The sequence below is a fragment of the Polyangium jinanense genome (genome assembly GCF_028435365.1).
Window position 1 is genome coordinate 1 of record NZ_JAGTJJ010000083.1, and the last position, 21,757, is coordinate 21,757.

The 21,757-nt window shown below is 68.7% G+C and carries 17 protein-coding genes; 3 read left to right on the top strand and 14 right to left on the bottom strand.

Going from position 1 to position 21,757, the window contains the following annotated elements; translation table 11 throughout:
• Positions 1-123: 123 nt before the first annotated feature.
• The 6 genes from KEG57_RS50400 to KEG57_RS50425 all read right to left on the bottom strand — a co-directional run bounded on the left by KEG57_RS50400 (position 124) and on the right by KEG57_RS50425 (position 8,049).
• Positions 124-534 carry a SpoIIAA family protein gene (locus tag KEG57_RS50400; RefSeq protein WP_272428010.1) on the bottom strand — a complete coding sequence of 137 codons (411 nt, stop codon included), beginning with the start codon at positions 532-534 and terminating at the stop codon, positions 124-126.
• Between the two features lie 88 nt (positions 535-622).
• The gene (locus KEG57_RS50405; protein ID WP_272428011.1) at positions 623-2,530 is read right to left on the bottom strand and encodes a hypothetical protein; all 1,908 of its coding nucleotides are present in this window, start codon (positions 2,528-2,530) and stop codon (positions 623-625) included.
• Positions 2,530-3,831 (bottom strand): tetratricopeptide repeat protein, encoded by a 1,302-nt coding sequence (locus tag KEG57_RS50410; protein ID WP_272428012.1) that lies wholly within the window; start codon positions 3,829-3,831, stop codon positions 2,530-2,532. The genes KEG57_RS50405 and KEG57_RS50410 overlap by 1 nt, the downstream gene beginning before the upstream one ends.
• A gap of 32 nt (positions 3,832-3,863) precedes the next feature.
• Positions 3,864-5,168 (bottom strand): hypothetical protein, encoded by a 1,305-nt coding sequence (locus KEG57_RS50415; RefSeq protein WP_272428013.1) that lies wholly within the window; start codon positions 5,166-5,168, stop codon positions 3,864-3,866.
• 354 nt (positions 5,169-5,522) lie between these two features.
• Positions 5,523-7,016: a serine/threonine-protein kinase gene (locus KEG57_RS50420; RefSeq protein WP_272428014.1), complete on the bottom strand. Its 1,494-nt coding sequence runs from the start codon at positions 7,014-7,016 to the stop codon at positions 5,523-5,525.
• 259 nt (positions 7,017-7,275) lie between these two features.
• Positions 7,276-8,049, bottom strand: coding sequence for a hypothetical protein (locus KEG57_RS50425; RefSeq protein WP_272459913.1), 774 nt, complete (start codon positions 8,047-8,049; stop codon positions 7,276-7,278).
• Between the two features lie 409 nt (positions 8,050-8,458).
• On the opposite strand from KEG57_RS50425, the gene KEG57_RS50430 reads away from it, so the two are divergent.
• Positions 8,459-8,794, top strand: coding sequence for a hypothetical protein (locus KEG57_RS50430; protein WP_272459914.1), 336 nt, complete (start codon positions 8,459-8,461; stop codon positions 8,792-8,794).
• Between the two features lie 121 nt (positions 8,795-8,915).
• On the opposite strand, the gene KEG57_RS50435 is transcribed toward KEG57_RS50430, so the two are convergent.
• The 4 genes from KEG57_RS50435 to KEG57_RS50450 all read right to left on the bottom strand — a co-directional run bounded on the left by KEG57_RS50435 (position 8,916) and on the right by KEG57_RS50450 (position 12,721).
• Entirely contained in the window at positions 8,916-9,701 is a 786-nt protein-coding gene (locus tag KEG57_RS50435; RefSeq protein WP_272459915.1) for an aldo/keto reductase, read from the bottom strand.
• A 349-nt stretch (positions 9,702-10,050) separates the two neighbouring features.
• Entirely contained in the window at positions 10,051-10,932 is an 882-nt protein-coding gene (locus KEG57_RS50440; protein ID WP_272428018.1) for an aldo/keto reductase, read from the bottom strand.
• A gap of 66 nt (positions 10,933-10,998) precedes the next feature.
• Positions 10,999-11,871 carry a hypothetical protein gene (locus KEG57_RS50445; RefSeq protein WP_272428019.1) on the bottom strand — a complete coding sequence of 291 codons (873 nt, stop codon included), beginning with the start codon at positions 11,869-11,871 and terminating at the stop codon, positions 10,999-11,001.
• Between the two features lie 268 nt (positions 11,872-12,139).
• Positions 12,140-12,721, bottom strand: coding sequence for a hypothetical protein (locus KEG57_RS50450; RefSeq protein ID WP_272459916.1), 582 nt, complete (start codon positions 12,719-12,721; stop codon positions 12,140-12,142).
• Positions 12,722-13,229: 508 nt separating this feature from the next.
• Here KEG57_RS50450 and KEG57_RS50455 point away from each other — a divergent pair.
• A complete protein-coding gene (locus KEG57_RS50455; RefSeq protein ID WP_272428021.1) occupies positions 13,230-14,318 on the top strand; it encodes an SMI1/KNR4 family protein in 1,089 nt (362 codons plus the stop codon).
• Between the two features lie 76 nt (positions 14,319-14,394).
• On the opposite strand, the gene KEG57_RS50460 is transcribed toward KEG57_RS50455, so the two are convergent.
• A complete protein-coding gene (locus KEG57_RS50460; protein ID WP_272459917.1) occupies positions 14,395-17,223 on the bottom strand; it encodes a tetratricopeptide repeat protein in 2,829 nt (942 codons plus the stop codon).
• A 109-nt stretch (positions 17,224-17,332) separates the two neighbouring features.
• Positions 17,333-18,688: a trypsin-like peptidase domain-containing protein gene (locus KEG57_RS50465; RefSeq protein ID WP_272459918.1), complete on the bottom strand. Its 1,356-nt coding sequence runs from the start codon at positions 18,686-18,688 to the stop codon at positions 17,333-17,335.
• A gap of 209 nt (positions 18,689-18,897) precedes the next feature.
• Here KEG57_RS50465 and KEG57_RS50470 point away from each other — a divergent pair, with 209 nt between their 5' ends.
• A complete protein-coding gene (locus KEG57_RS50470; protein ID WP_272428024.1) occupies positions 18,898-19,536 on the top strand; it encodes a hypothetical protein in 639 nt (212 codons plus the stop codon).
• 721 nt (positions 19,537-20,257) lie between these two features.
• On the opposite strand, the gene KEG57_RS50475 is transcribed toward KEG57_RS50470, so the two are convergent.
• A complete protein-coding gene (locus tag KEG57_RS50475; RefSeq protein ID WP_272428025.1) occupies positions 20,258-20,800 on the bottom strand; it encodes an RNA polymerase sigma factor in 543 nt (180 codons plus the stop codon).
• 360 nt (positions 20,801-21,160) lie between these two features.
• Positions 21,161-21,604, bottom strand: coding sequence for a hypothetical protein (locus tag KEG57_RS50480; RefSeq protein WP_272459919.1), 444 nt, complete (start codon positions 21,602-21,604; stop codon positions 21,161-21,163).
• Positions 21,605-21,757: the final 153 nt, after the last annotated feature.

Genomic DNA, 21,757 nt, shown 5'->3' on the forward strand with positions numbered 1-21,757 from the left:
ACTGCGCATCGCGCAGTTCATCGACCCTGGGTCCAGCGCTTGCGCTGGTCCGGGTCCCGGGGCGGATAGCCCCGGGTGGGGCCTGGGGCAACGCCCCAGCGCAGCGCCTCCAGATGAGACGCGTCAGCTTGCGGAGCGGAGCTTGTCGATCCAGGCGAGGGCGGCGGCGTCGGTATCGAAGAAGCGGACGTCGAAGGGGGGGCCGCCGTGCAGGATGCGGGCTGCGCGGACGACCATGGCGCCGAGGATGCGGGCGTGAAAACGTGCGCCGACGAGGGCGACGCCGAGGATGGGCACGCCGGCGCCCCTCTCGCCGGCGCCTTCGGAGGCGAGGCGACGTGCCTCGGGTGTGATGTTCTCCAGCCGCTCGACGTTGACGAGCAAGAAGATGCCCGGTTTGCCAGCGGAGAAATTGCGCTGGATGTCGAGGATGCGCTGCATGTCGTCCACGCTGATGTGGCCGATGAAGTGGCCGATGAGGAGATCGGGGTCGCGGGTGACGACGTGGCTTTCACCGCTGGGCGAAGGAAGCATTCCAGGGGGAACGTACTGGGCGAGGTGGGGGAGTGCAAGTGAGCGGGGCTACCGGACATGACGGTATGCCGCGGTCGCTGGTGGCGGATCAGGGCATGCACGTTCCTCCCCCGCATTTTCCGCTCAAGCAATCGACGCCGCTGCTGCAGCTAGAGCCGTTCTTTTTTTTGCACAAGCCATTCCCGTCACAAGCTTGCGTGTTGGTGCACATAACTGAGCTCAGGTCTTCCTGCCCCGCGGGGATGTTGGCGCAGACCCCCTCGTTGCCCGCGAGACCGCACGATTGGCACGTGGCTGTGCACGCGCTCTCGCAGCAGACGCCGTCGACGCAGTTCCCGGAGAGGCATTCGCTACTGGCGCTGCAACTGACGCCCTGCTCCTTCTTGCACTGGCCGCCGCCATTGCAGGAGTTCGAGCCGGTGCAGGTGGGGGAGTCGTCCATGCCCGAGAACACGTTCGTGCACGTGCCGACGTTGCCCGCGACGTTGCACGCCATGCACGTGCCGCTGCAGGCCGCGTTGCAGCAGACGCCGTCCACGCAATGGCCGCTCAAGCACTCGACGGCCCCGCCGCAGGTCTGCGCGGGGGCCTTCTTGCATGCGCCCGCGCCGTTGCACACCGTGCCGCCATTCTGGTTGCACGCGGCGTCGACGGGCCGGTTCGGGTTCGACGGCACGCCGGCCGGGCTGCACATGTCATCGGTGCATTCGTTGCCGTCGACGGGTTTGTCGGTCGTGTCGGTCGACGTGACGATGTTGCCCTGACCGTCACACTCGATGACCTTGCAATCGCGGGCCGTCTGCCCGTTCGGCAGATCCGTGCCCTTGGGCGTGAAGCTCACGCCGCACTGGTTATCGATGCACGTGCGGACCTTGCAGAAATCGTCGGTGCCTTCGCATTGCGCGGCCTCGTTGCAGCCGACGCATTGGCCGGCGCCGTCGCAGTAGATCCCGGCGCCGCACGCCGTGTTGGTCGCCTCGTTCGGGAACGTCGGCGTCCCGTTCGTGCAGACGTTCTTCGTGCAGGCGTTGTTGTCGTTCGGCAGGTCGATGTCGTCGACGATCTTCTCCGTCGCGCCCGCGCCGTCGCAGACGACCCGCATGCAATCGCCAGCCGTCTGGCTATCGAACGTGGTCCCGGCCGGCGCGAATGTCTGCACGCAGACGTGATTCTCGCACGTGCGCTTCTGGCAGACGTCGTCCGGCGGGAGGAGCACGCAATCGGCGGGCTCGTTGCACGCGACGCAATTCGAGGTGCCGTCACAGACCTCGGGTTTGCCCGGCTCGCAGGGATCGCCCGCGAGCACCGGCGGGTTCGTCGGCGCGCCCATCGTGCACACGTCGAACGTGCACGTGTTCATGTCGACCGGCACGTCCGTATCGTCGGTGACGTCCGTGTCCTTGCCATTGATGCAGAGCCTCTGCTTGCAATCCCCCGGGGTCGGCGTGACGCCCGGGGTGGGCAGGCCGTCGAGATTCGTGAAGACGCAGATGCTCGTGGCGAAGTTGCAGAAATCGTCCGTGCAGGCGTTGCCGTCGTCACACGGATTCTGCGCGTCGCAGGCGATCTGGCAAACCCCACCCTGGCAAGTGCCGCTCTCGTTTCCGCGCTGGCACACGCCGCCGTCGGGCGTATGCGTGTTGCTCGGCGTGCCGCCCTGGCAGGCGTCGTTCGTGCAGGGCTCGTTGTCGTCGGGGATGTCCGCGTCGTCGGTGACGGTGACTTCCTTGCCGGCCGCGCAATCGAGCCGCTGGCAATCGCCGACGGTCTGCACCGGGCTCGTCCCGTCGGTCGTCGGCGTGTAGACGCAGATCTTCTCGTCGCTGCACGTAGCGGTGGTGCAGGCGTTGTTGTCGTCGCAATCCGCCGCCGTCTCGCACGGCTCCTTGGCCGCGGGGACACCCTCCACGCTGTAGGGATGGTCCCCGTCGAGGAGCTGCACACAGCTCGCCGCCGTGGCGAGCATTCCGACCCAGAAGAGCTTCCAGGTGCGCATCAGAACGTCCCGTCGACGCCCAGATACCCGGCCCCTGGCCCCGCCAATCCCCGCACCCGCACGGACCCGACCTTTTCCGCCGTCGGCTTTGGCGAAAGCACGAACAACGTCACGCCCGTCGCGAGCACGACGCCTCCCACGATGAACGTCGCGGTGCTCGCATTGCCGAGCGCCCAGAACCGCTCGACCGTCTTCATGCCTTCCACGCCGCACGCGAAGTTCGCGTCGCATACCGCGTCGACCTCGCGCTTCTCGGCCATCGCGAGCCCGCCGAGCACGCTGCCCGCGATGAGCGCCGCGCCGCCCAGGCCCATCGCCGCGATTCCACCGATCGCCCACGGATGCATTTCCGGCTTGGATGGCGCGATCGGCTGCGGGGGCGGCGGCAATGGCTGCTCGGGGAGCGGCTGGCGCTCGTCCTTCGCTTCCTGCGTCGCGCCGGGCGTGAGCTCGAGGATCTTTCGGTCCCCCTTTTCCAGCCGCACGTTTCGGTCCTGCGGCGGGCGCCCCGGGACCTCCACGCGGAAGGCATATTCCCCCGGATCCATCGGCACCGAGGCGCCCAGCGTCTTCAGGTCGAACGTGGTATTCCCCCGCGAGACGACGACCCCCTCGGGCACCTCGCCCGCCCACACGAGCTTGAGCCGAGGCGTCTCCGCGTCGAGCTTCTTCCGCTGCTCCTCCGCGATCCGCGCGCGCTCGGCGTGACGCTCGCGCAGTGGGCTCTTCATCGCCGCGAAGAGGCCGAGGTACGTCGTGTAATGCCCGAGCGCGGTCGCCATGCGGCCCCGCGTGGCTTCGCATTCGGCGAGCGCGTACAGCGTCCCCGGCGTCGGATCGATCCGCTGGCTCTCCGCGAGCGCGGCGCAGGCCTCGGCGTGACGGCCGGCTGCCCGGTGCGCGACCGCCCGATTGAACAGGATCTCCGCCAGGAGCTTCTTCTCCTGCTCCTCGGCGACGCGCGCCCGCTCCGTGTGTTTTTCGCGCAGCGGGCTCTTCATCGCCGCGTAGAGAGCGAGATACTCTCTGTAATGCGCGAGCGCCTGATCGAGCTTCTGGATCTTCACCTCGCATTCGGCGAGGGCGTGCAGCGTCCCGGGCTTCGGATCGAGCACGTGGCTCTGTTCGAGCAGCGGGCAGGCCTCGGCATACCGCCCGGCTTGCACCTCCGCGACGGCGGCGTCGAAGAGCTTTCCCGCGGCCGCCTCCTGCGCGGGCGTCGGCGCGGCGGACGCCATGCCTTCCGGGAGCCCGAGGCCCACGCAGACGAGCCCCACGAAGAACCATCGTGCCTTACGCATGTCGTGTCCACCTTTGCCGCATGATTCGTGCGTCACGGAGCGAGCCGGACGCTGAAGAGATCGGCGCCGCCGCTGCTCGGGATGGTCGCGAGCGGGGCGCCGAACGCGATCTGCGAGTCGAAGCTGCCGCCCACGATGACGTCGCCCTTCGCGTCGGCAGTGATGGCCCAGGCTGCCTGCGTGCCGTTCACGCCAAACGTCTTGGTCCAGAGCGGCGACCAGTCCGCCGCGGCGAGCTTTGCGACGAAAATATCGTATCCATCACCCGTCGTGATCGTCCCGGATCCGAAATCGACGGACCCGTTGAAGAGCCCGGTCACGGTCACGTTCCCCGCGCCGTCCACCGCGATCCCGGTGCCCAGCGAGGTTCCGGAGAGCCCGAAGCGCTTGCTGCGCACAGGTTCGCCGTTCGCGGCGGCGAGCTCGGCGACGAATGTGTCCCATAAGCCCGCCGCCGACATCTGTCCGCCGCCGAAATCGACCTTGCCCGTGAAGCGTCCGGCGATGAGGATGTTGCCGCCGTTCGGCGCGGCGGCGATGTGTCCGGTGAATTGGGAGGAGCCGAACTCACCAAAGCGCTCGCTCCAGATGTGGGCCCCATTCGAGGCGTACATCGCGACCACCAAATCGGTGTCGCCCCCGTTCGGCAGGTTGCTGCCGCCGAAGTTCGCGTCGCCTACCGCGTCGCCAGCCGCGTCGCCCACGACCGCGACGTTGCCGTCCCTCGTAACCGTGAGGTGACGTCCTACTTGAGTCCCGCCGTTGACGAAAACCGAGCTCCAGAGATGGTTCCCCGCGGAATCGTAGCTCGCCACAAATAGGTCTTGGCCGTCCGGGGTCACGGGAGCGCCCCCGAGGCTCACGTTGACGCCGGTAACCAACCCCGTGACGTACAGGTTCCCAGCGGCATCGGCGTCCACGTCCAGCGCGGATTGCCTGCTCGTCGTGCCGAACCGCTTGCTCCAGACATGCGCGCCCATGGCGTCGAGCGTGACGATGAAGATATCGTAGCTTTGGGCCAGCAGAACGCTCCCACCGAAATTGATCTCCCCGCCGAACTCGCCCACCACCGTGACACGGCCGGCCGGGCTGACAGCAACGCCGTATGCGAAGGCGGCACCGGTGCTGCTCTGGAACTCTTTCTGCCATTGAAGCGTTCCATCGGGATGAATCTTCGCAACGAAAACGCTGCCGGTTTCCGCTGGGAGGAGAACTTCGTTCATCTTGGCGCCGACGACGCCCGCAATGACGTACCCGCCGTCAGGCGTGACCGCCACGTCGTAGATCCCATCGCCCAACGGGGCGACGGTGTTGCCTCCCGGCGTGAACGCAGCCATGGGCGTGCCCGTACACGCGTTTACGGCCGCTCCATCACAATCCTCGTCTCCAGGCAGGGAGCAATCTTCGGCCGCCGGAAAAACCTCGCCCTCGCAGCTGCCCCACTCCATGCCGTTGTAGCTGCAAAACCGGACACCGGCTGTGCAGTCGCCGATGCCTTCGGTGCCGGCGGGCCCCGAATAACACAGCCTCGTCTCGCCGGGGGTGCACAGCTCACTCGTCCCGCCGGTCCCCCCGCCGCCCACGGGTTCCCCCGGGTTATAGGGATGGTCCCCTCCGAGGACCTGCACACAGCTCGCCGCCGTGAGCAGCGCCGCAACACCGACTGACTTCCAGGCTCGCATCCGCGCTCCTCAATCCCTGCTCCACGTCGAGCCAGGCCTCGGAGCCTTCACCGTCGGCGCCCCGCTCGTCTTCGAGGGCTGCGTCGCCGTCGCGGGCTTGCTCGTCGGCGCCGCCGCAGCCGCGCTCACCGCGGGCGCAGCACTCGCCGACGCGATCGGCGCGGGCGCCGTCGTCTCCAGCGGCGCCGCCGGCACAACCTCGGGCGCGGCCGTCGCCACGGGGGCCTGCGCCGACGACGGCGCCGCGGCGGCCGGCTCCGGCGTCTTGCCTTCCTCGCGCGACGAGAGCGCGAAGACAGCGACGACCGCAACGAGCAAACACGCAAGCCCCACGCCCGCGGCGATGAGTCCCGTCGGCGGTGACCTTCGCCCCGTCGGAACCGCGGTCATCCCGCTCCCGAGCGGCGTCAGGACCGGGCCCATGGGCGTGCCCGCGTGCCCCACCGGCGTCGCCGCGCCAAAGTCCGCGCCGTTCGGCAGCGGCCCGCGTCGTGGCGCCATCGGCACTGTCGCTTGCGTGTCGAGCGTCATGATCGGCACGTCGAACGGCTGCGACGCGAACGACGGCCGCGAAATCGACCCCGGCGGCAGCATCCCCGCGGAGGCGAGCCCCGGCTGCGGCAACCCGAACGCCTCGGCGAGCGCTCTCACCGCGCTCGTGGCCGAAGGAAACCGCTCGGAGGGCGTCCTCGCCGTGGCCCGTGCAAACCACGCGTCGAACGTGGGCGGCAGGCTCGTGCCGAGCCGCGCAGCCCGCGCGGTCGCCGGCTCGCGTGGCCCGAGCGCGGCCTGCGCGGCGAATGCGAAGACGTTCGCGCCGCCCCGCGATTCCTCGTACCAGTAGGCTTTGCCGACGAGGAGCGTGAACGCGATCATGCCGAGCGCGAAGATGTCCGTCGCGGGCGAGACCGACGATTCCATCAAGAACTGCTCGGGCGCCATGTAGAGCGGCGTGCCGAGCGATTGCGTCGCGCCCGCCGCCGTCGAGCCGGCGGCCACGATCTTCGCGATCCCGAAATCGAGCACCTTGATGCGCGGGGGGCCGTCCTCGCGCTCGCAGAGGAAGAGATTGTCGGGCTTGAGATCCCGATGGACGATGTGGGCCCGGTGCGTCTTTTCGAGGGCGAGCGAGGTCTGATGCAGGTACGCGACCACCTCCGCCGGCGGCAAGGGGCCCGTGTGGCGGATCCGCTTGCCGAGCTCCTCGCCGCGCAAGAGCTCCATGACCAGGAAGGGCATCCCGGTCGCGTCGTCGATGCCCGCGTCGAAGACGTCGACGATGTACTCGCTCTCGATCTCGGCGGCGACGCGCGCCTCTTGCCGGAAGCGCCCGCGCAGGTCGTCGCTCTGGACGAAGTTCGCGTGCATCACCTTGAGCGCGCGGCGGCGGTTCGTCTCGAGGTGGACGACCTCGTAGACCGCCCCCATGCCCCCTGCGGCGATGCGACGCTCGACGCGGTAACGCCCGGCGAAAATCGACCCGGCTGCCAGATCAGACGACACGGCCTGCTCCCTCGACAAGGATCCGCCGCATGTTTGCATGCAAACGGGTTTCCGTCGCAGTAGACGTCCAGTTGCCAGCGAAGTCAAGCTTCGGGGGAGGAGGGCGGGCGCTTGCGGCTACACCGGCCTGCTGGGACGCGCCACCGTCCGAGAAACCGCGCATCGCGCGGTTTCTCGGCCCTCGGTCCAGGCCGTGCCTGGTCCGGGGTGCAGGGGGCGGACAGCCCCCTGCTGGGGTGCGGGGCAAAGCCCCGCGGCATCACCTTGGGACTTCGGGCACCTCGGTCTCTGGGGTGACGGCGTCGTTCGACTCTTTGGGCGTGTCCCTTCGGGCGGCGTTGGCTCGGTATTCGTCGAGTGGGCGGAGGGCGTCGCGTGCGGCGGTGCGGGATTCGAGGGGTGCTTCCTCGTCGAGACATACGGACACGAGTTGGAGGGCGTGGCGGACGATTGCGTCGCCCACCTCGCGCAGCGGGAGGACGAGGCTTGGGACGGTGATTTCGGGGCGGGCCTTGGTGATGCCGATGGCTTCGCCGTACAGCTTGTGGATTCGACGCACCTCGGCCAGGAACTCGGGGCCTGCGACGACGTCGATATCGGCGGCGAGGTCCTCCTCGTTGATTCGATCGAGCCGCTTTTGCGTCTCGGCCCACTGGCTCGCGTAATCGGCCTTCAGGAACGAGAGACCCGTGGGGAACAAGGTGGCGAGCAGGACACCTGCGCGCGCGGCGTGGGGGTGCGTCTCTGCGGGCAGCCCCGAGTAATCCTCGATTCGGCCGAAGAGACGGCTCATGGCGTGGTCGGCGAGCACGTCGACGGGCCGCGCGTCGGGCCGCTTCTCCACGCGATCACGCGCCTTCCAGCTCTCCTGGAGCGAGAGTGCCGCCTGCCGGAGCGTGTTCGCGGCCTTCTTGACGGACAGCGGCGCGCCGTCGGGCGTGGCTGCGACGAGTTTGATCGAGAGTGCGACGGCGGACGGCACGTCGAGCTTGGGGGGACGAACGTAGACAGACGGGTCGAAATCAGCGTCCAAGGAAACCTCCATTGAAACGGGGTGCGAGGCAGACGGTCGACCCGGGAGAAGCGTGCAGGCGGAATCTTGCTGCGAGGGCGGAGACGGAAGCGACATTGCGCCGTGCAGGTGGGTGGACCTCGCGGATCGATGTGGCGCATCGGTCCTGGAGGTGCCGGGACATCCCGGGACGATGCGGGGAGCGGTTGGAGCAGGTTCCGGGACATGGGCCGGCGATGATCGGATCCGGGGACGCAGGTTCCGGGAGCTCGACGCGTGAGGGCATGATCCCTCGGCGAAGGATCTGGAACGTCGCGGGACGGAGGATCCCTTGGCTTGACTCCGCTCCTCCGTGTCTCGATACACAGACCAGGACGCCCGGGGCGTTGAATCCAAGCCGTCCGGGCCTCGAACGCGGAGGGGGAAGAACATGAAATTCCATCTGATTGTCGTTGCTCTCGCGGCGCTCGTCGGAATCGGCTCGGTTGCCGAGGCTACGGTGGCCGCGCCTGCCGAGGGCCACCTCGACGAGGACTCGAACCCGAGCGACGTGGGCGCCGATGACTTCGAGCTCAGGGCGGTCACCCCGCCGGGCGGCTCGTGGAATCGGACCTGTAAGCAGCCGGGTAGTTCGATTCCCGGCGGATTCTGCGCCGAGTGCAGACGGGTTAACGGCTCCTACGTGCAGTCCTGTATCTACACGCGCCGCTGCCCGAGCTGGTGCGCCGACAACATCGACGGCACGCTGAGGTGCAGCGGCTGCTGAATGCTGCGGGGTACGCCGGAGTGACGGAATCCGAAGCGCAGGCGGGCGTGGCAGGAGCAGCGATTCCGGAAGCACTTACGGAAGCAGGCGCCGACCTCACGGCGCCGACCGTGACAGCGCTCTAGCCGTGCACCTTCCGCCCGAACTCCCGCATCCACTTCGCCTCGTCCTCGGTGAGCGGCCCTTTTTCGAGCGCCTTCAGGTTGTCCTCGAGCTCGGCCCGAGTCTTGGGCCCCGTGAGCGCCATATCCACGTGCGGGCTCGAGAGCTGGAACCGATAACAGTCGCCCGCGCTCATGACCGGCCCGTCCCAGCCACTCGGGCGCTTCAGGAGCTTCCGCCAAGCCGTCGCCGTGTACGCGAGCACCGAGGGCGAATGCTCCTTCACATGCGGGAAGACGTCGCGCTCGGCCCCCGGATGCGCCGCGTTGTACCGGAGCATCAAGAGGTCGAGCGGCGAGCCCGCGGCAAGCGTGCCCGCGCGCGGGCGGTCGTGGATGCTCACGCCAATCGAACGGACCTTGCCGCTCTCGCGCAGGTGGAGGAGCTCTTTCTGCGTCGCCTCCGTCCAAGCGGAGCCCGTGCCGAGCCAGCCGAGCAAGTACACGTCGAGGTGATCCGTGCCAAGCTGGCGCAAAAGCTTCTCCGCACCCGAGCGCACGCCCCAGCCAAACCAGCCGATCTGCGCGAAGCCAATCACCGACACCTCGTCGCGCCGCGCACCCAAAGCCGCCTTGACGGGCGCGCGCATCCCCTTGTTCCGCGACGTCCACAAGAAGACATTCACGCCACGATCGATCGCAGCGCGGACGCCGTCCTCGTCGATGCCATAATTCGCCGCAAGGCCAAGCCGAAACGCGCGCTTGCCACGCAGCGCCGAGGGAGTTGCATACAGCCAGTCGTTCATGCCCCCCACGGTATCACGACGGGAGCAGAGGGGGCTGTCCTACAGCGTAGCGCCGGGGTTTCACCCCGGACCCCAGCAGGGGCTATCCGCCCCTGCACCCGGACCAGCGCAAGCGCTGGACCCGGGGCGACAGCGCGCGATGCGCGCTGTCGACAGGGAAGACGTCGCTACGAGACACGGCAGTGCTGCTGTCTCAGCTGGCAACGCCGCTCGTGGTCTTGCCAGGGCCTCTTCGATGAACTGCGCATCGCGCAGTTCATCGACCCCGAGTCCAGCGCTTGCGCTGGTCCGGGGTGCAGGGGGCGGACAGCCCCCTGCTGGGGTGCGGGGCAACGCCCCGCGCACGCGCTCAGCCTTCGCCGAGCTCCGTCGTCGTGCGAAAGCCGAAACCCGAGTAGAGGTTGACCAGCCGATCTGCGAAACCCATTCCGCGTGCCGTGAGCTTTGACGTCTCTCGCACGCGCTCGCCGATTCGCCGCATCCATGCGAGCTCCTCTTCGTTCATCGGACCCTCTTCGAGTGCCTTCAGGGCTTCGTCGATCTGCGCTGCGTCTCGCGCGCCGGCCCAGCATGCGCCGATGTTCGGGTTCGAGAGGGCGAACCGGTAACAATCCGCGGCGCGCGGCAGACGTTCCTCCGCGGGGACGAGCTTGCGATCGAGGAGCTGGCCCCAGGAGGTCGAGGTGTATGAGACGATTCCGGGGCCAGGGTCCGGCAGGTGCGGAAAGACGTCCTTGTCGGCGCCGGGGTGCGCTGCGTTGTAACGGAGCATCAGAAGGTCGATGCGGGGATCCCGGGCGAGACGCTTGAATGCGGGGCGGTTGTGGCAGGAGATCATGACCGAACGCGCGCGACCCCGGCGCACGAGATCTGCGGCGGCGTCGAGGATTGCGTCCTTCGGCGGGAGGTTCCACCAGCCGAGGAGCAGGACGTCCGCGTGATCCATTTCGAGCTTGCGGAGCCCCTTTTCGAGGGATTTGCCGATGCCGGCCGGCGAGCGCGAGTAAGTCTGGATGACGACCTTGATCCGCTCGCGGCTACGCTTGCCGAGACGCTTCAAGCCCTCGCCGAAATCGGGCATGCGCGACGAGCCCCAGTAGAAAAAATTTATCCCGCGTTCGAAGGCATGCTCCACGTCGCGCCCCTTGGCGCCATAACTCGCCGCGAGCCCGAGGGGCACGACGTCGAGAGGGCTGCGGCCGAGGCGGACAGGGGAAAAGGAAGCCGACATGCAAGATCCTCCGGCGCCGAGGGTGGCACGGAGGATCGGGGAAAGGCAAGCGAGGTGCGCGGGGGATTATCGGGTTTCGGCGGCGATCGGGGCGGGCGCCTCTGCGTCGGCCGCGCTTGCGGTGCGCGCGCCGGTGAGGCTGACGCAAGCGCCGCCCACGCCGAGGGCGACGATGCCACAAGCAAACGCGCCGAGGAGGGCGCGGCGCGCGTCCCGCGGATTGCCGTGGACGACGGAGAGGACGCGGTCGTGCTCGCGGTAGACGACGGCGGCGGAGAGCACGGACGCGCGCGTCTCCTCACCGAGGCCGAGATCGAGCTTGCGCGGCGACCAGGCGACGCGCGGGTCGTCGCCGGATGCCGAGCGCATGGCGGGCAGCAGGCGCTCGACGCGGAGCGCACGCACGAGGGCCACGGCGTCGCTGAGGCAAAGCGCGAAGATGGCGGCGACGGCGGCGAGGCCGAGGGTGCGCGAGACCTCGAGCGAGGGGCGGACGCCGGTGGGGAAGACGTTCCAATCGGGCAGGGCGGCGAGGGTGCCGAGGGCGACGCTGACGGCGACGGCGAGCCAGACGGCGCGGCGATCGGCGCGATCGACGAGGGAGCCGGGGCGGGCGCGACCGACGCGGCGGGCGGCGGCGAGGACGAGGGCGAAGGCGGGCAAGAATCCGAGCGCGCAGACGAATCCGGTGGCGGCGCCTTCGCCGAGGCCCCAGCGCGACCAGCGCATCACGCCGATGAGCGCGCCGCCCATGAGCCCGGCCGAGAGGACGCCCACGGCGGCCGCGAAGAACGCGGCGGCGCGGCCGGGCCAGCGGACGGTGGGCTGCACGAGGATGCCGAGGAGGAGGGCGCAGAGCGGGGTGACGACGACGAACGCGGGGCGGAGGCCGGCGTCCATGAGCTTGAGGGCGCCGACGCGGAAGAAGTCGGCGGCCATCCATCCGCCAACGGCGCCGAGGACGGCGTACGGGAGCGAGAGACGAGGAACGCGGCCAGGAGCGGAGGCGAGGACGGAAGCGGAGGCGGGAGCGGGAGCGGGAGCGGCGACGGAAGCGGGAGCGGGAACGGCAGAAGCGGGGGCGGTGGCGTTCGGCTGGAGCATGGGGCGGTACCTCGCGGGGGGGCTCAGACGCTCGGAAGGTGGGAAGAGTTCCCGGGATCTTGGGTCTGCCCGCGTCTGAAAGGCCCGCTCGGCCTTCCCCGGCTCAAAACACGTAATTCATCCCGACGTTGAAGCCGCCGTCGACGTTCAGGAGCGAGCTCTCGGTGGGGCCTTGGCCCACCTTCCCGACGTAGAGGACCGCCTCGGGCCTCGCGAACAGGCTGAACTTCGGGCTCGCATAAAACGCGAGCCCGAAGCCGGCCCGCGCGACGCCGCCCACCATCGTCGGCGCCGGCGTGCCGCTCGGCGCGCCCTTGACGGACACCTTGCCGTAGAAGCCACCACCGGCGAGGCCGGGATTGAGGAACAACCCTCGTCCGATGTTGATGAGGTAATTCCCGCCGAGGGTGACCATGCCGCCCTGGCGCGCGGCGGCGTCGACACCCTTGTAGAAGTAGCTGGCGTTCAGCGCCAGGTTGAGGTTGTTGAGGATGAAATAGCGGAACGAGAGCCCGGTGATGTTCGTGGTCCGGATGGAGGAGGTGTTGTTCTCGTTGCTGTAATTGAGCACGAGCAGGCTCTCGGCTCCGATCTCCTTGATGCCCTTCCCGATCGCCCGGATGCCGTTCGTGTCGGGAGCGTTGGGAACGAGGACGTCGGCGAGCGCGGACAGAGGTGCAGCCACGAGGACCGCACCAAGGGAGACCATTGCAGCGACAATCGACCAAGTACGCATGATACCTCGACGGGATGACAGGGCAGAGGCGCGGGACGAGATTGGGCCGCGATCGCCCTGGATTCCCGGGCGGTTTACACCATTTCGAGCCGCCCGGAACGGTCGCGACCGGGCGATCGGGTCGTATTAAAAAGAATTAAGCGGGCGCCGCGGCCCAGCGTCCACGGCAGCCGCGAGAGCGACGTGGCACCCGATCGCGCGCGCGGAAGCCACATGGAAGACGATTTGCATCACTTGTCCTCACGACCTCGATGGGCAAGCCAGACGCACGGCAGTCTATCCATCGATATTCACGGCGGACTGATCCGTCCAGGAATCTCGCATGTCACCTGCAAGCGTCCGAGATGAGGGCTGGTTCGTGAACGGATCGTCGCCGGCAGGACGGGAAGGCGCATTTCCTGGGTCGCGTTGCCTGACCCCGGGGGCGGGGTTCTGGGCGCCAGCCACCGTACGGAGGGTGAACGAGGACGGCTCGTTCAACGTCGAGATCGAGCTGGAGCCGGAGGAGCAGGGCGAGGTGGAGACACTCTTGTATGGAGTGCCGCCGGAGGAGGTCTCGTTCGACGACGTCGCGACGTGGGGCTCCGTGTTCGGCAGGGTGACCGGAGGCGAGGCGGGGTTCACGTACGCGCACTTCAGCAATATGCTGGCCGGGCTGGGCGGTCGCCTCACCGCGGAGGAGACGCGGGCGCTCTGGCTCCGAAGCTGCGCGCATCTGTTCGGAATGCACGAGGCGGAGGCGGCGGACAGCGCTCTGGACGTCGAGCAAGCGTATCGGGTCGTTCGGCGCGTCGGGCTCTGCGCGGGCGCGCTGCAAAAGGATCTGGACCGCGGAGAGGAAGCCGTCCCCTACCACGTGCTCTACATGAATGGGATCCGCATGGGAGGCCGAGATCCCTCGGGCGTGAGCCGGACGGTCACCCTGGAAGACGCGTTCGCCGCGCTCGGACTATCGGCGGTCGGGTCGGACGCGGAGAGCCTGGATGATCTCGCGAACGTGGAGCAGAGATGCGGAATTCGCCTGCCGGACGCCTTGAAGAGCTTTTTCGGCCAATGCGGTGTCTGCAGGGCCGTGCGGGAGACGCATCCCAACGATCCGAAGCTGTCGCGGGTGGACTGGCTGCTCTGGCCGGAGAACGACAGAGCGAGACCGAGGAGGATTCCGGAGCTGGGCCTGAACGGCGATTGCGCGATGTTGCTCGTGGACGAGCACGACGGCGATTACGCCTGGCACGCCGTCTTCTGCGAGGGGGACCTGGACGCACGTGTGTATCTCAGAGACGAGCAGGAGGAGCGGTGGCACCTCGTCGCGCCGACGATGGCTTTCTTCTTCTGGGACCTCGCACAGTCCGGGCTCATCCGCTACCAAGAGCCGCGCTTCGCAGGAATGAGGCCCGTGAGGAAAAACGACATTGGATTGATCTACGACAGGCCGATTCGCAGGCGCGACGCGTCGAAGGTGGAGAAAGAACGCGCCGCCCGGAGCCTGGTCGAGCCAGTCACGGACCCTGAAAAACCGCGGCGTCCATGGTGGAAGATCTGGTAAGGGCATCAAGATCAGCCGCTTTGAGCGGATCACCTATTGAAAGTCCCCGGCTTTGCCGGGGGCTTTTTACAAAGAGTCAAGCGGGCGGCAGCTCGAAGGCGAGCGATTCCAGGACGACCGCCGTGGGATCGAGCAAGAAGCCGTCATCGCGGCTCTGCAGCAGGGCTCCAAGGCCGAGCTTGCGGAGCTTGGTCAGCGTGACGTAGACGCGGTTCGCCGCCGCCTTGGGCGAGATTCGTTCCCCGGGCCAGCCAGCCTCGAAGAGCTCCGCGAGCGAGAGGGCGCGGCCCGGAGCGTCGATGCGCGCACGAACGAGGAATGCCAGGACGAGGCGCGCCGCCTTCGCCTTCAAGAAGGGCACAGGGCGGCTATCCTGGAGGCGAAACCAGCGGGCCTCCGGGCCCACGACGAGCCTCGCAATCGCTGGCGGGAGCGGATCGCCGGGCGGGCTCGCCGAGGTCGCGGGCAGGGCGATCGCGCGCTCGAGCAGGCGTACGGCGAAGCGAACGTCCTCCGAACCGCGCGCCGGCGCGAAGGTGCCGTCGGGGGCCGGAGCCTGGGCCACGGCAATCGGCGCAGCGGCGGCGAGGCGATATCGCGCTGCGGCCGTCTCATCGCCCGCTGCCAGGGCGACGCGCGCGCGCCAGGCGTCCGCATGGGCAGAGTGCAGCTCCACCGCAATCCTCGTCGTGAGCACACGCCCGCCGCCGAGCCTTTCGGCGGCGGCCTCGAAGTGGCGCGCCGCGGCGTCCTCGTGGCCGAGCCCGGTCTCGACGGCTCCGAGCGCGGCCAGGAAGACGATCGAATAGTGCCGCTCGCCGGTGCCATGGAGCCGCGCGAGGGCTTCGCCGTACGCGGAGCGCGCGTCGTCGAGCAGGCCCTCCTCGAACGCGACGTCGCCGAGGTAGCCGTGGAGCACGCCCTCCGACCATCGATCGCCGACGGCCCGGTGGATCGCGAGCGCCGCCCCGAGTTTTTCGCGCGCCTCGCCGAAGCGGCCCCTCGCTTGCTGGATGCGCCCCAGGATGCCGAGCACGTAACCCTCGGTGCGTCGGTCTTCCTGGAGCAGGGCGAGCGTTTGGCCGGCGGCGAGCTCGGCCTCGTCGAGCCGGCCGAGGCTCAGGCGCGCCAGGGCGATCTGCGAAAGGGCCAGGGATTGTCCCCGCGGATCACCGGCGACCTGGAAGCCTGCGGCCGCCTGCTCCACGTACCCCACGGCCTCCGTGGCGCGTCCCCGCCAGTTGAGCGCGCCGCCGTAGGTGAGCATCCAGTCGGCATGAAGCGAGGCTTCGCCGAGATCGAGGGCGATCGCCCGCGCTTGATCGAAGCAGGACCGCGCGTCGTCCGGGCGCTCCGCCTGATCGAACATCAGCCCGAGCTTGGTGAGGGCGAGGGATTCGTCGGCGCGTGAGCCCGCCGCGCGCGCTTCGTCGAGCGCCCGCTGAAAGCCGAGGAAGCTGTCGAGCACCCGTCCTCGAAGGAGGTCCGCGAGCGCGCGTGTGTAGAGCGCCCGCGTGCGCAGGCCCGGCGGGGCGGACGCGGCTTCAAGCGCAGCATCGAGCATCGCGACGTACGGCTCCAGGCGGCCCTTGGCGCACAGGAGGAGCACGGGTTCGAGCAGCAGAAGCCCGCGCAGGGCGGCCTCCGCGTCCTCGGGCGTGAGCGGTCGCCGCGCGAGCGCGCGCGTGCACACGGCGATCAGGTTGCTCGCTTCCAGCGAGGCGCGGCGAACGTCGATCACCCTCGGGAAGGGGGCGTCCCGTGAGCCCTCCATGCCGAGGAAGTACGCCGCGTGGCGTCGGGCGGCGGCTTCCTTGCCGCCGAGTTCGTCGAGTCGCTCCGCGGCGTACTCGCGGAGGCTTTCCAGCAGGCCGTAGCGGCGTTCGCCCTGGAGGTCGAACGCCCGGATCAACGATTTGTCGTGCAACGACTGGAGCACGTCGAGGATCGGCGGGCTTCTGCCTTCGCATCCGGCACCGAGCTCGAGCACCGCCTCCGCGGCTTCGAGCGAGAAGCCGCCGGTGAACACCGAGCACTGCGCGAGCGCGTCCTTCTCCCACGGTGCCAGGAGTTCCCACGATGAGTCGATCGCGCCGCGCAGCGTCGCCTTGCGCGCGGGCGCGCCGCGGGCGCCCGTCACGAGGAGCTCGAAGCGGCGCGCGAGCCGGTCGAGGATCTGTCCCGGCGCGAGGACGCCCATCCGCGCCGCGCAAAGCTCGATCGCCAGCGGGATGCCGTCGACGCGCCGGACGATCGCGGCGACGTTCTCGGCTTCGGCCTCGGTGAGCTCGAAGTCGAAGCGCACGGCCCGCGCTCGCGCCACGAAGAGCTCGACGGCGTCGGCCGAGGCGATCGCCTGCAGCGATCGCTCGTCCGCGGGCGGCACGCCGAGCGGCTCGAGCCCGAGGGACACCTCGCCGTCCAGCCGGAGTCGCTCGCGTGAGGTCACGACGAAAAGCGCGCGAGGCGCGTACGAGAGCCAGGGGCCCAGCATTTGCGGGGCGACGTCGACGAGCTGCTCCAGATTGTCGAGGAGGACCACGCTCCGCGGCGGCTCGGCGAGGGCGCGCCCGAGCTGCGCCACGACCTCGTCGGCGGTGCCCCCTGCGGAAAGGGGCACGTCGAGCGCGCGGGCGAGGACCGCGCACGCGTCGTCGAGCCCCTTGGCCTCGCTGAGATCGCAGAACAAGAGGCGCGCCCCGTCGCGCGCGGCGAGCGCCGACGCGGCCCACTCCAGCACGAGGCGCGTCTTGCCGATGCCGGCGGCGCCGGTGATCGTCACGAGCCGAGCGCCGGCGTCGATGCGCTCCCCGAGCGCACGAAGCTCCCGCGCGCGCCCGATGAAGGCGCCGCGCGCCGACGTACCTGGCGGCTTTCCCGTCACGGGCGGAAAGGCTACCACCACGAGCCGCGCGTGGAGAAGCCCCTCGCAGGTGCCGGCGACCCGTGCGTTAAAAATCGTTAAGGGGGTCGCGGGGCCGAGGGCCAAGCGCCGGGGCGGCGCCGGCGCGCGGTCAAAAGGTCGAAATCCCGAGCGAGAGTTGATGGATGAACTTCACGTCCGGCGACGGCAGCACGCGCAGCTCGTATCCGAACGTCATGGCATGCACGTGCACGCCGAGGCCCACGAACACGGCGCCGGTCTGTGTCCTGGATTCCTGCTCGTTCTCGACCATTCGAAAGGAACACGCTGTCGTCTGGTTCATGCAAGTCGGATCATCGAGCTGGAGGTTGTAGGTTTTTTCCTTGGTAAAATCCCAGTTCCAGCCGGCGCCGATCGAAGGGACGAGCGAGACCGTCGCGGGCGACGAGACCAGCGGAATGCGGTACCCGATGCGCACGTCACCCACGAGTCGCAGCGTGTCGGTCCGCCCGAGGGGCAGGTGGATGTCGCCCTTTGCCGGGACCTGCACGAAGGCGCTGAAGCGGGGCAAGAACTCCCACTGCTCGGCGAAGAGCATCGGAATGCCAATCGTTCCGCCGATGAATCCCCTGCCACGCTCGAATTGACCCGCGAACGTGGTCGCGAACCCGAGGACGATGCCAGGTTTGCTCTGGTACGGCTTTTTTCCCACGCTTTCGCGTGCCTCGCGTATTCTTCCGACCGGGACTGCGTGACCCATCGGAGCCTGTCCCACGGCCACCCCCGAGGGAGAGGGGACGACGATGCCGACCACGTGACCCTGACAGTCGAGGAGCGGGCCGCCGGTGTGGTTCGTCCCGAGGAGCGCGTCGGTCGACAGCAGATCGTCGTCGCGGTCGCTGACGACGCCCCGGCGGTGGGTCGGAAAGCGCTCTTCACGCGTGCCGAAGTCGACGGGAACGGCGATCGCGACGACCTCGCTGCCGATCACGGGGGCCGACGTCGCGAGTTCGAGCGCCTTTCCAGGGATGGGCGCGTCGAGCTCCAGGATGGCGATGCGTTCGAATGCGTCGATGAAGACGACCTTCGCATCAATCGAGAGGTTGTCGCGGGCATGGACGCGCAGCTTGAAGGGCCGCCCGACGACGCTGACATGGGTCACGACGTGCGTGTCGTCCACCAAAAAGCCTGCGCCCCAATTGGTATGCGTGGTGATGCGGACCGTACCGCGCCGCGCAGCCTCCGCGACGCGCTCGAGCCCCGCCGTGCCGCACGTGCCGCTCTCCAAAGGATGAGCAGGCGTCGCGGGCGGCGAAGACGCGACGGATAGCGTCGGCGCGGGGGGCGGGGAGGGAGGCTCGGTCGCGGCACCCGCGCCCAGGGGCTCCGCGCGGGCGACCGCGGAAGACGCGAACAAGGCCGCGAACAAGGCCGCGGCAGCCAAGGACCTCACGCGGCGCGGCGCGGGGGAGGTATCGTGGGGGCCTTCTCGGGTGGGGTTCCACATGTCGATCGTCTCCGGCAAGAGCGACCCCGGGGACGGATCCAGGGCCTGCCGGAGATGCTAGGGATCGGCACGGAGATCGCACATTAACGATATTTAATCGTTCACGTCGTCGGAGCGGGCGCGGCTTGCGGCCTGGGCGGCGGGCTCCATCCATGGGATGAGGTAGACCGGTCGCCGGCGTGGCGCCGGAGGTCGGGGAGGGGCGTGTGATGGTTCGACGAACGGCATTGGTGCTCGCCATCGGGCTCGCGAACGTGCCGGCCGCGCTTGCGGACGACGAGACGAGGCAGCAGGCGAGCGCGGTGGCGACCAATCCGCGGCGCGTTTGCTGGAAACCTGGACAAGGACGCGGCGCAGGAGACGCGCCGACGACGTGCGAGCCGCGAAAAGAATTTCAAGGTGGTCTCTGTTATTCGGTCTGTCCGTCGGGCATGACGGGCGAGGGGCCAGTATGCTGGTCGATTTGCCCGGCGGGATACGCGGACGAGGGGCTCCTCTGTCGCAAGGGGCTACACGTCGTGGCCAAGCAATCGATGGGTCGCGGGACCGGGGAGGCGCCCCGATGCGCCGCAGGGCAAGAGCCCGACGGGAGCCTCTGTTATGCCCCATGCCCCGCGGGCCACACGGGCGCGGGGCCGGTCTGCTGGCCGGCGTGCGGGAGCGATTACCCAGCGAGCTGCGGCGCCTTGTGCGCGGTATCGTCCACGGCATGCGCGGAGGTGGTCGGGGAGATGGTGTCGCAAGGGCTGCTCGTGGGGCTGGAGGCCATCCTGACGCAGCGGATCGACCCGCAAGCGCTGGCGGATCTGGCGAAGGCATTCGCGTGGCCGATGTGCGAGGGCAGGTGAGGGGTTTGGTCGTGCGCGTCGGCTCCTGGGGGGCGCGTCGCTGGGGCGTTGCCCCAGGCCCCACCAGGGGCTATCCGCCCCTGGACCCGGACCAGCCAGGGGCTGGACCCGGGGTCGATGAACTGCGCGATGCGCAGTTCATCGAACAGGCGACCCTGCCAGCCAAAACAGCAGCGCTGACGTCTCGACCCATGACGCCGACGGCGTGAGGCACACCTCCGCGGTCTTGCCACCGGCCTGTGGGAAGAACTGCGCATCGCGCAGTTCTTCCCCCTGAGGTCCAGGGCTTGCCCTGGTCCGGGTCGAGGGGCGGATAGCCCCCGCGGGGTCCGGGGCGGCGCCCCGGCGCGGGGGTCACGGCAGGGTGAGATCGGAAAGGCGCGCTCGGTGCGGCGATCCGGGGCGCCGTGAAGTGGCAAAGGGGAATGGGGGGAAGGGATCCACGGCGCTGTGGATCGGGGTTCCGAGGGTGGGATCGGCGATCCACAGCGGGGTGGATCGGGCAGGGGAGAGGGCCGCGGGCGAGTCACGACGGCGTGAGGTGAAGGCAGGAGGCGAGGGAAGGCGGTTCGCGGGGATGGGGAAGGGGAGGAGGCGAGGGGGAAAGCGGGATCGGGGCGGTGTGGGATGGCGGTGGCTGGGAGGGAAGGCGGTTTCGGGGCGCTGTGAGGTGGGGAAAGTGGAGGCGGGGGCGGGGGCGGAGGCGCAAACGCAAGCGGATTCAGGCGAGCGCGTGCGTCTTCAGGTGCTCCCGGGCGAGTTGCAGGCGGGCGTAGGCGGTCTTGGTCTTGATGCCGAGCGCTTCGGCGATCTCCCGGATCGAACGGCCTTCCAGGTAAGGCACCACGACTGCACGGATGCGCGGGCCGATCCTCGAGAGGAATCGCTTGAGCCGGAAGAGCCCGTACGTCGCCAGCACGAGCGCCTCCGTCGACTCCGCTTCGTCTTCCCGCTCGGGAAAGTCATCCGCAAGGCCCGCGAGGACCTCGCGCTCGCAACGCGCCAGCTTTCGATGGTTGCGCGCACGGTTGAGCCCGATCACCAGGAGCCACGGGCGCGCCTGCTCCGGCGTGACAAGACATTCGAGGCGTCGCCAGGCCGTGAGGAAGACCTCCTGCACGACATCGTCCACGTCGCTGGGAGGGATGGCCTGTCCGAGAAGAAGGCGGCGCAGGAAATCGCGGTGCTCCAGGTAAAGGCGCCCCAGCAGGGCGTGCGCCGCCGTAAAGTTTGCCGGCGGCGGATGGAGCTGTATCGTTACCATACTCATGACTCCGGGTATCGCGGGGTTGTGGGGAGATGCCGGTCGGTGTTCCTTGCACCGGCTGGCGTCGCTTGCTTTGTCTCATGGATTGCGGCCCGAGGCAATGGGAAAAGAGCGGATTGGTTCGTCGGCGGAAAACCCACGATCCGACCTGAATGGGACGAGGGGCGTTGGAATGGGAGCTGTGATCCTGCGCGGCTGAAAGACCCTCACGCCAACTTGTTCCTGGTCTTGCCACCGGCCTGTGGAAGAACTGCGCATCGCGCAGTTCTTCCAACACGAGTCCAGCGCTTGCGCTGGTTCGGGTCGAGGGGCGAACAGCCCCCGCGGGGTCCGGGGCGGCGCCCCGGCGCGACGGCCTCAGCCGAGTGGCGGCGATGGCAGCGTGCCGTTCGGATCGTCGAGGTCGTCCTGCTGCGCCTGCCGCAGCCAGCTCTGCGAGAGCGTGCCGGCTGGAAGCCCGGGGAGGTCGACGGTCTCGAACGCGGCGCCATTCTGGACGGACCGTGAGAAACCCCAGTTGTCGAATGCAAAGTGGTTGACGGTGGAGCTCACGAGCGATTCCTCGCTGGCGTAACGCACGATGATGTCGTGCAGCTCTTCGGCGAACGCCGATTCGATTCCGGCCGCGACAAGCCCCGGGTGAACGCGGAGCCGGCCGCTGGTCGATACCGGCGAATGCGTGCGCCAGGTCGCCGCGCCGCACGCCGCGAGCACGGCGCTTGCGAGTGATATCATGCCGACGAATACAGAAGAGAAGCGAATAGCCATGCCTCTTGTGTGCCACGTGAGCGAGGTCGGCATCAAGCACATGACCAAGCTCTGGTGACGGCTTGCACCCCCGGCGGCGCCGTGTCGAGGGATGGCAAACACCCGGACGGACGACGCAGCGCGGCGCGCGGTGCGACCTGAACTCATCGCTTACCGTGCTGCCTGGGCGCAAGTTCGGCTGGCACA

What these genes read in the sequence shown, in the direction of transcription:
- KEG57_RS50405 (WP_272428011.1), bottom strand. Translation starts at nt 2,530, where the DNA reads ATGCGCACCTGGAAGCTCTTCTGGGTCGGAATGCTCGCCACGGCGGCG.
- KEG57_RS50400 (WP_272428010.1), bottom strand. Translation starts at nt 534, where the DNA reads ATGCTTCCTTCGCCCAGCGGTGAAAGCCACGTCGTCACCCGCGACCCC.
- KEG57_RS50430 (WP_272459914.1), top strand. Translation starts at nt 8,459, where the DNA reads ATGAAATTCCATCTGATTGTCGTTGCTCTCGCGGCGCTCGTCGGAATC.
- KEG57_RS50445 (WP_272428019.1), bottom strand. Translation starts at nt 11,871, where the DNA reads ATGGCCGCCGACTTCTTCCGCGTCGGCGCCCTCAAGCTCATGGACGCC.
- KEG57_RS50415 (WP_272428013.1), bottom strand. Translation starts at nt 5,168, where the DNA reads ATGGCTGCGTTCACGCCGGGAGGCAACACCGTCGCCCCGTTGGGCGAT.
- KEG57_RS50480 (WP_272459919.1), bottom strand. Translation starts at nt 21,604, where the DNA reads ATGCCGACCTCGCTCACGTGGCACACAAGAGGCATGGCTATTCGCTTC.
- KEG57_RS50465 (WP_272459918.1), bottom strand. Translation starts at nt 18,688, where the DNA reads ATGTGGAACCCCACCCGAGAAGGCCCCCACGATACCTCCCCCGCGCCG.
- KEG57_RS50470 (WP_272428024.1), top strand. Translation starts at nt 18,898, where the DNA reads ATGGTTCGACGAACGGCATTGGTGCTCGCCATCGGGCTCGCGAACGTG.
- KEG57_RS50440 (WP_272428018.1), bottom strand. Translation starts at nt 10,932, where the DNA reads ATGTCGGCTTCCTTTTCCCCTGTCCGCCTCGGCCGCAGCCCTCTCGAC.
- KEG57_RS50475 (WP_272428025.1), bottom strand. Translation starts at nt 20,800, where the DNA reads ATGGTAACGATACAGCTCCATCCGCCGCCGGCAAACTTTACGGCGGCG.
- KEG57_RS50435 (WP_272459915.1), bottom strand. Translation starts at nt 9,701, where the DNA reads ATGAACGACTGGCTGTATGCAACTCCCTCGGCGCTGCGTGGCAAGCGC.
- KEG57_RS50410 (WP_272428012.1), bottom strand. Translation starts at nt 3,831, where the DNA reads ATGCGTAAGGCACGATGGTTCTTCGTGGGGCTCGTCTGCGTGGGCCTC.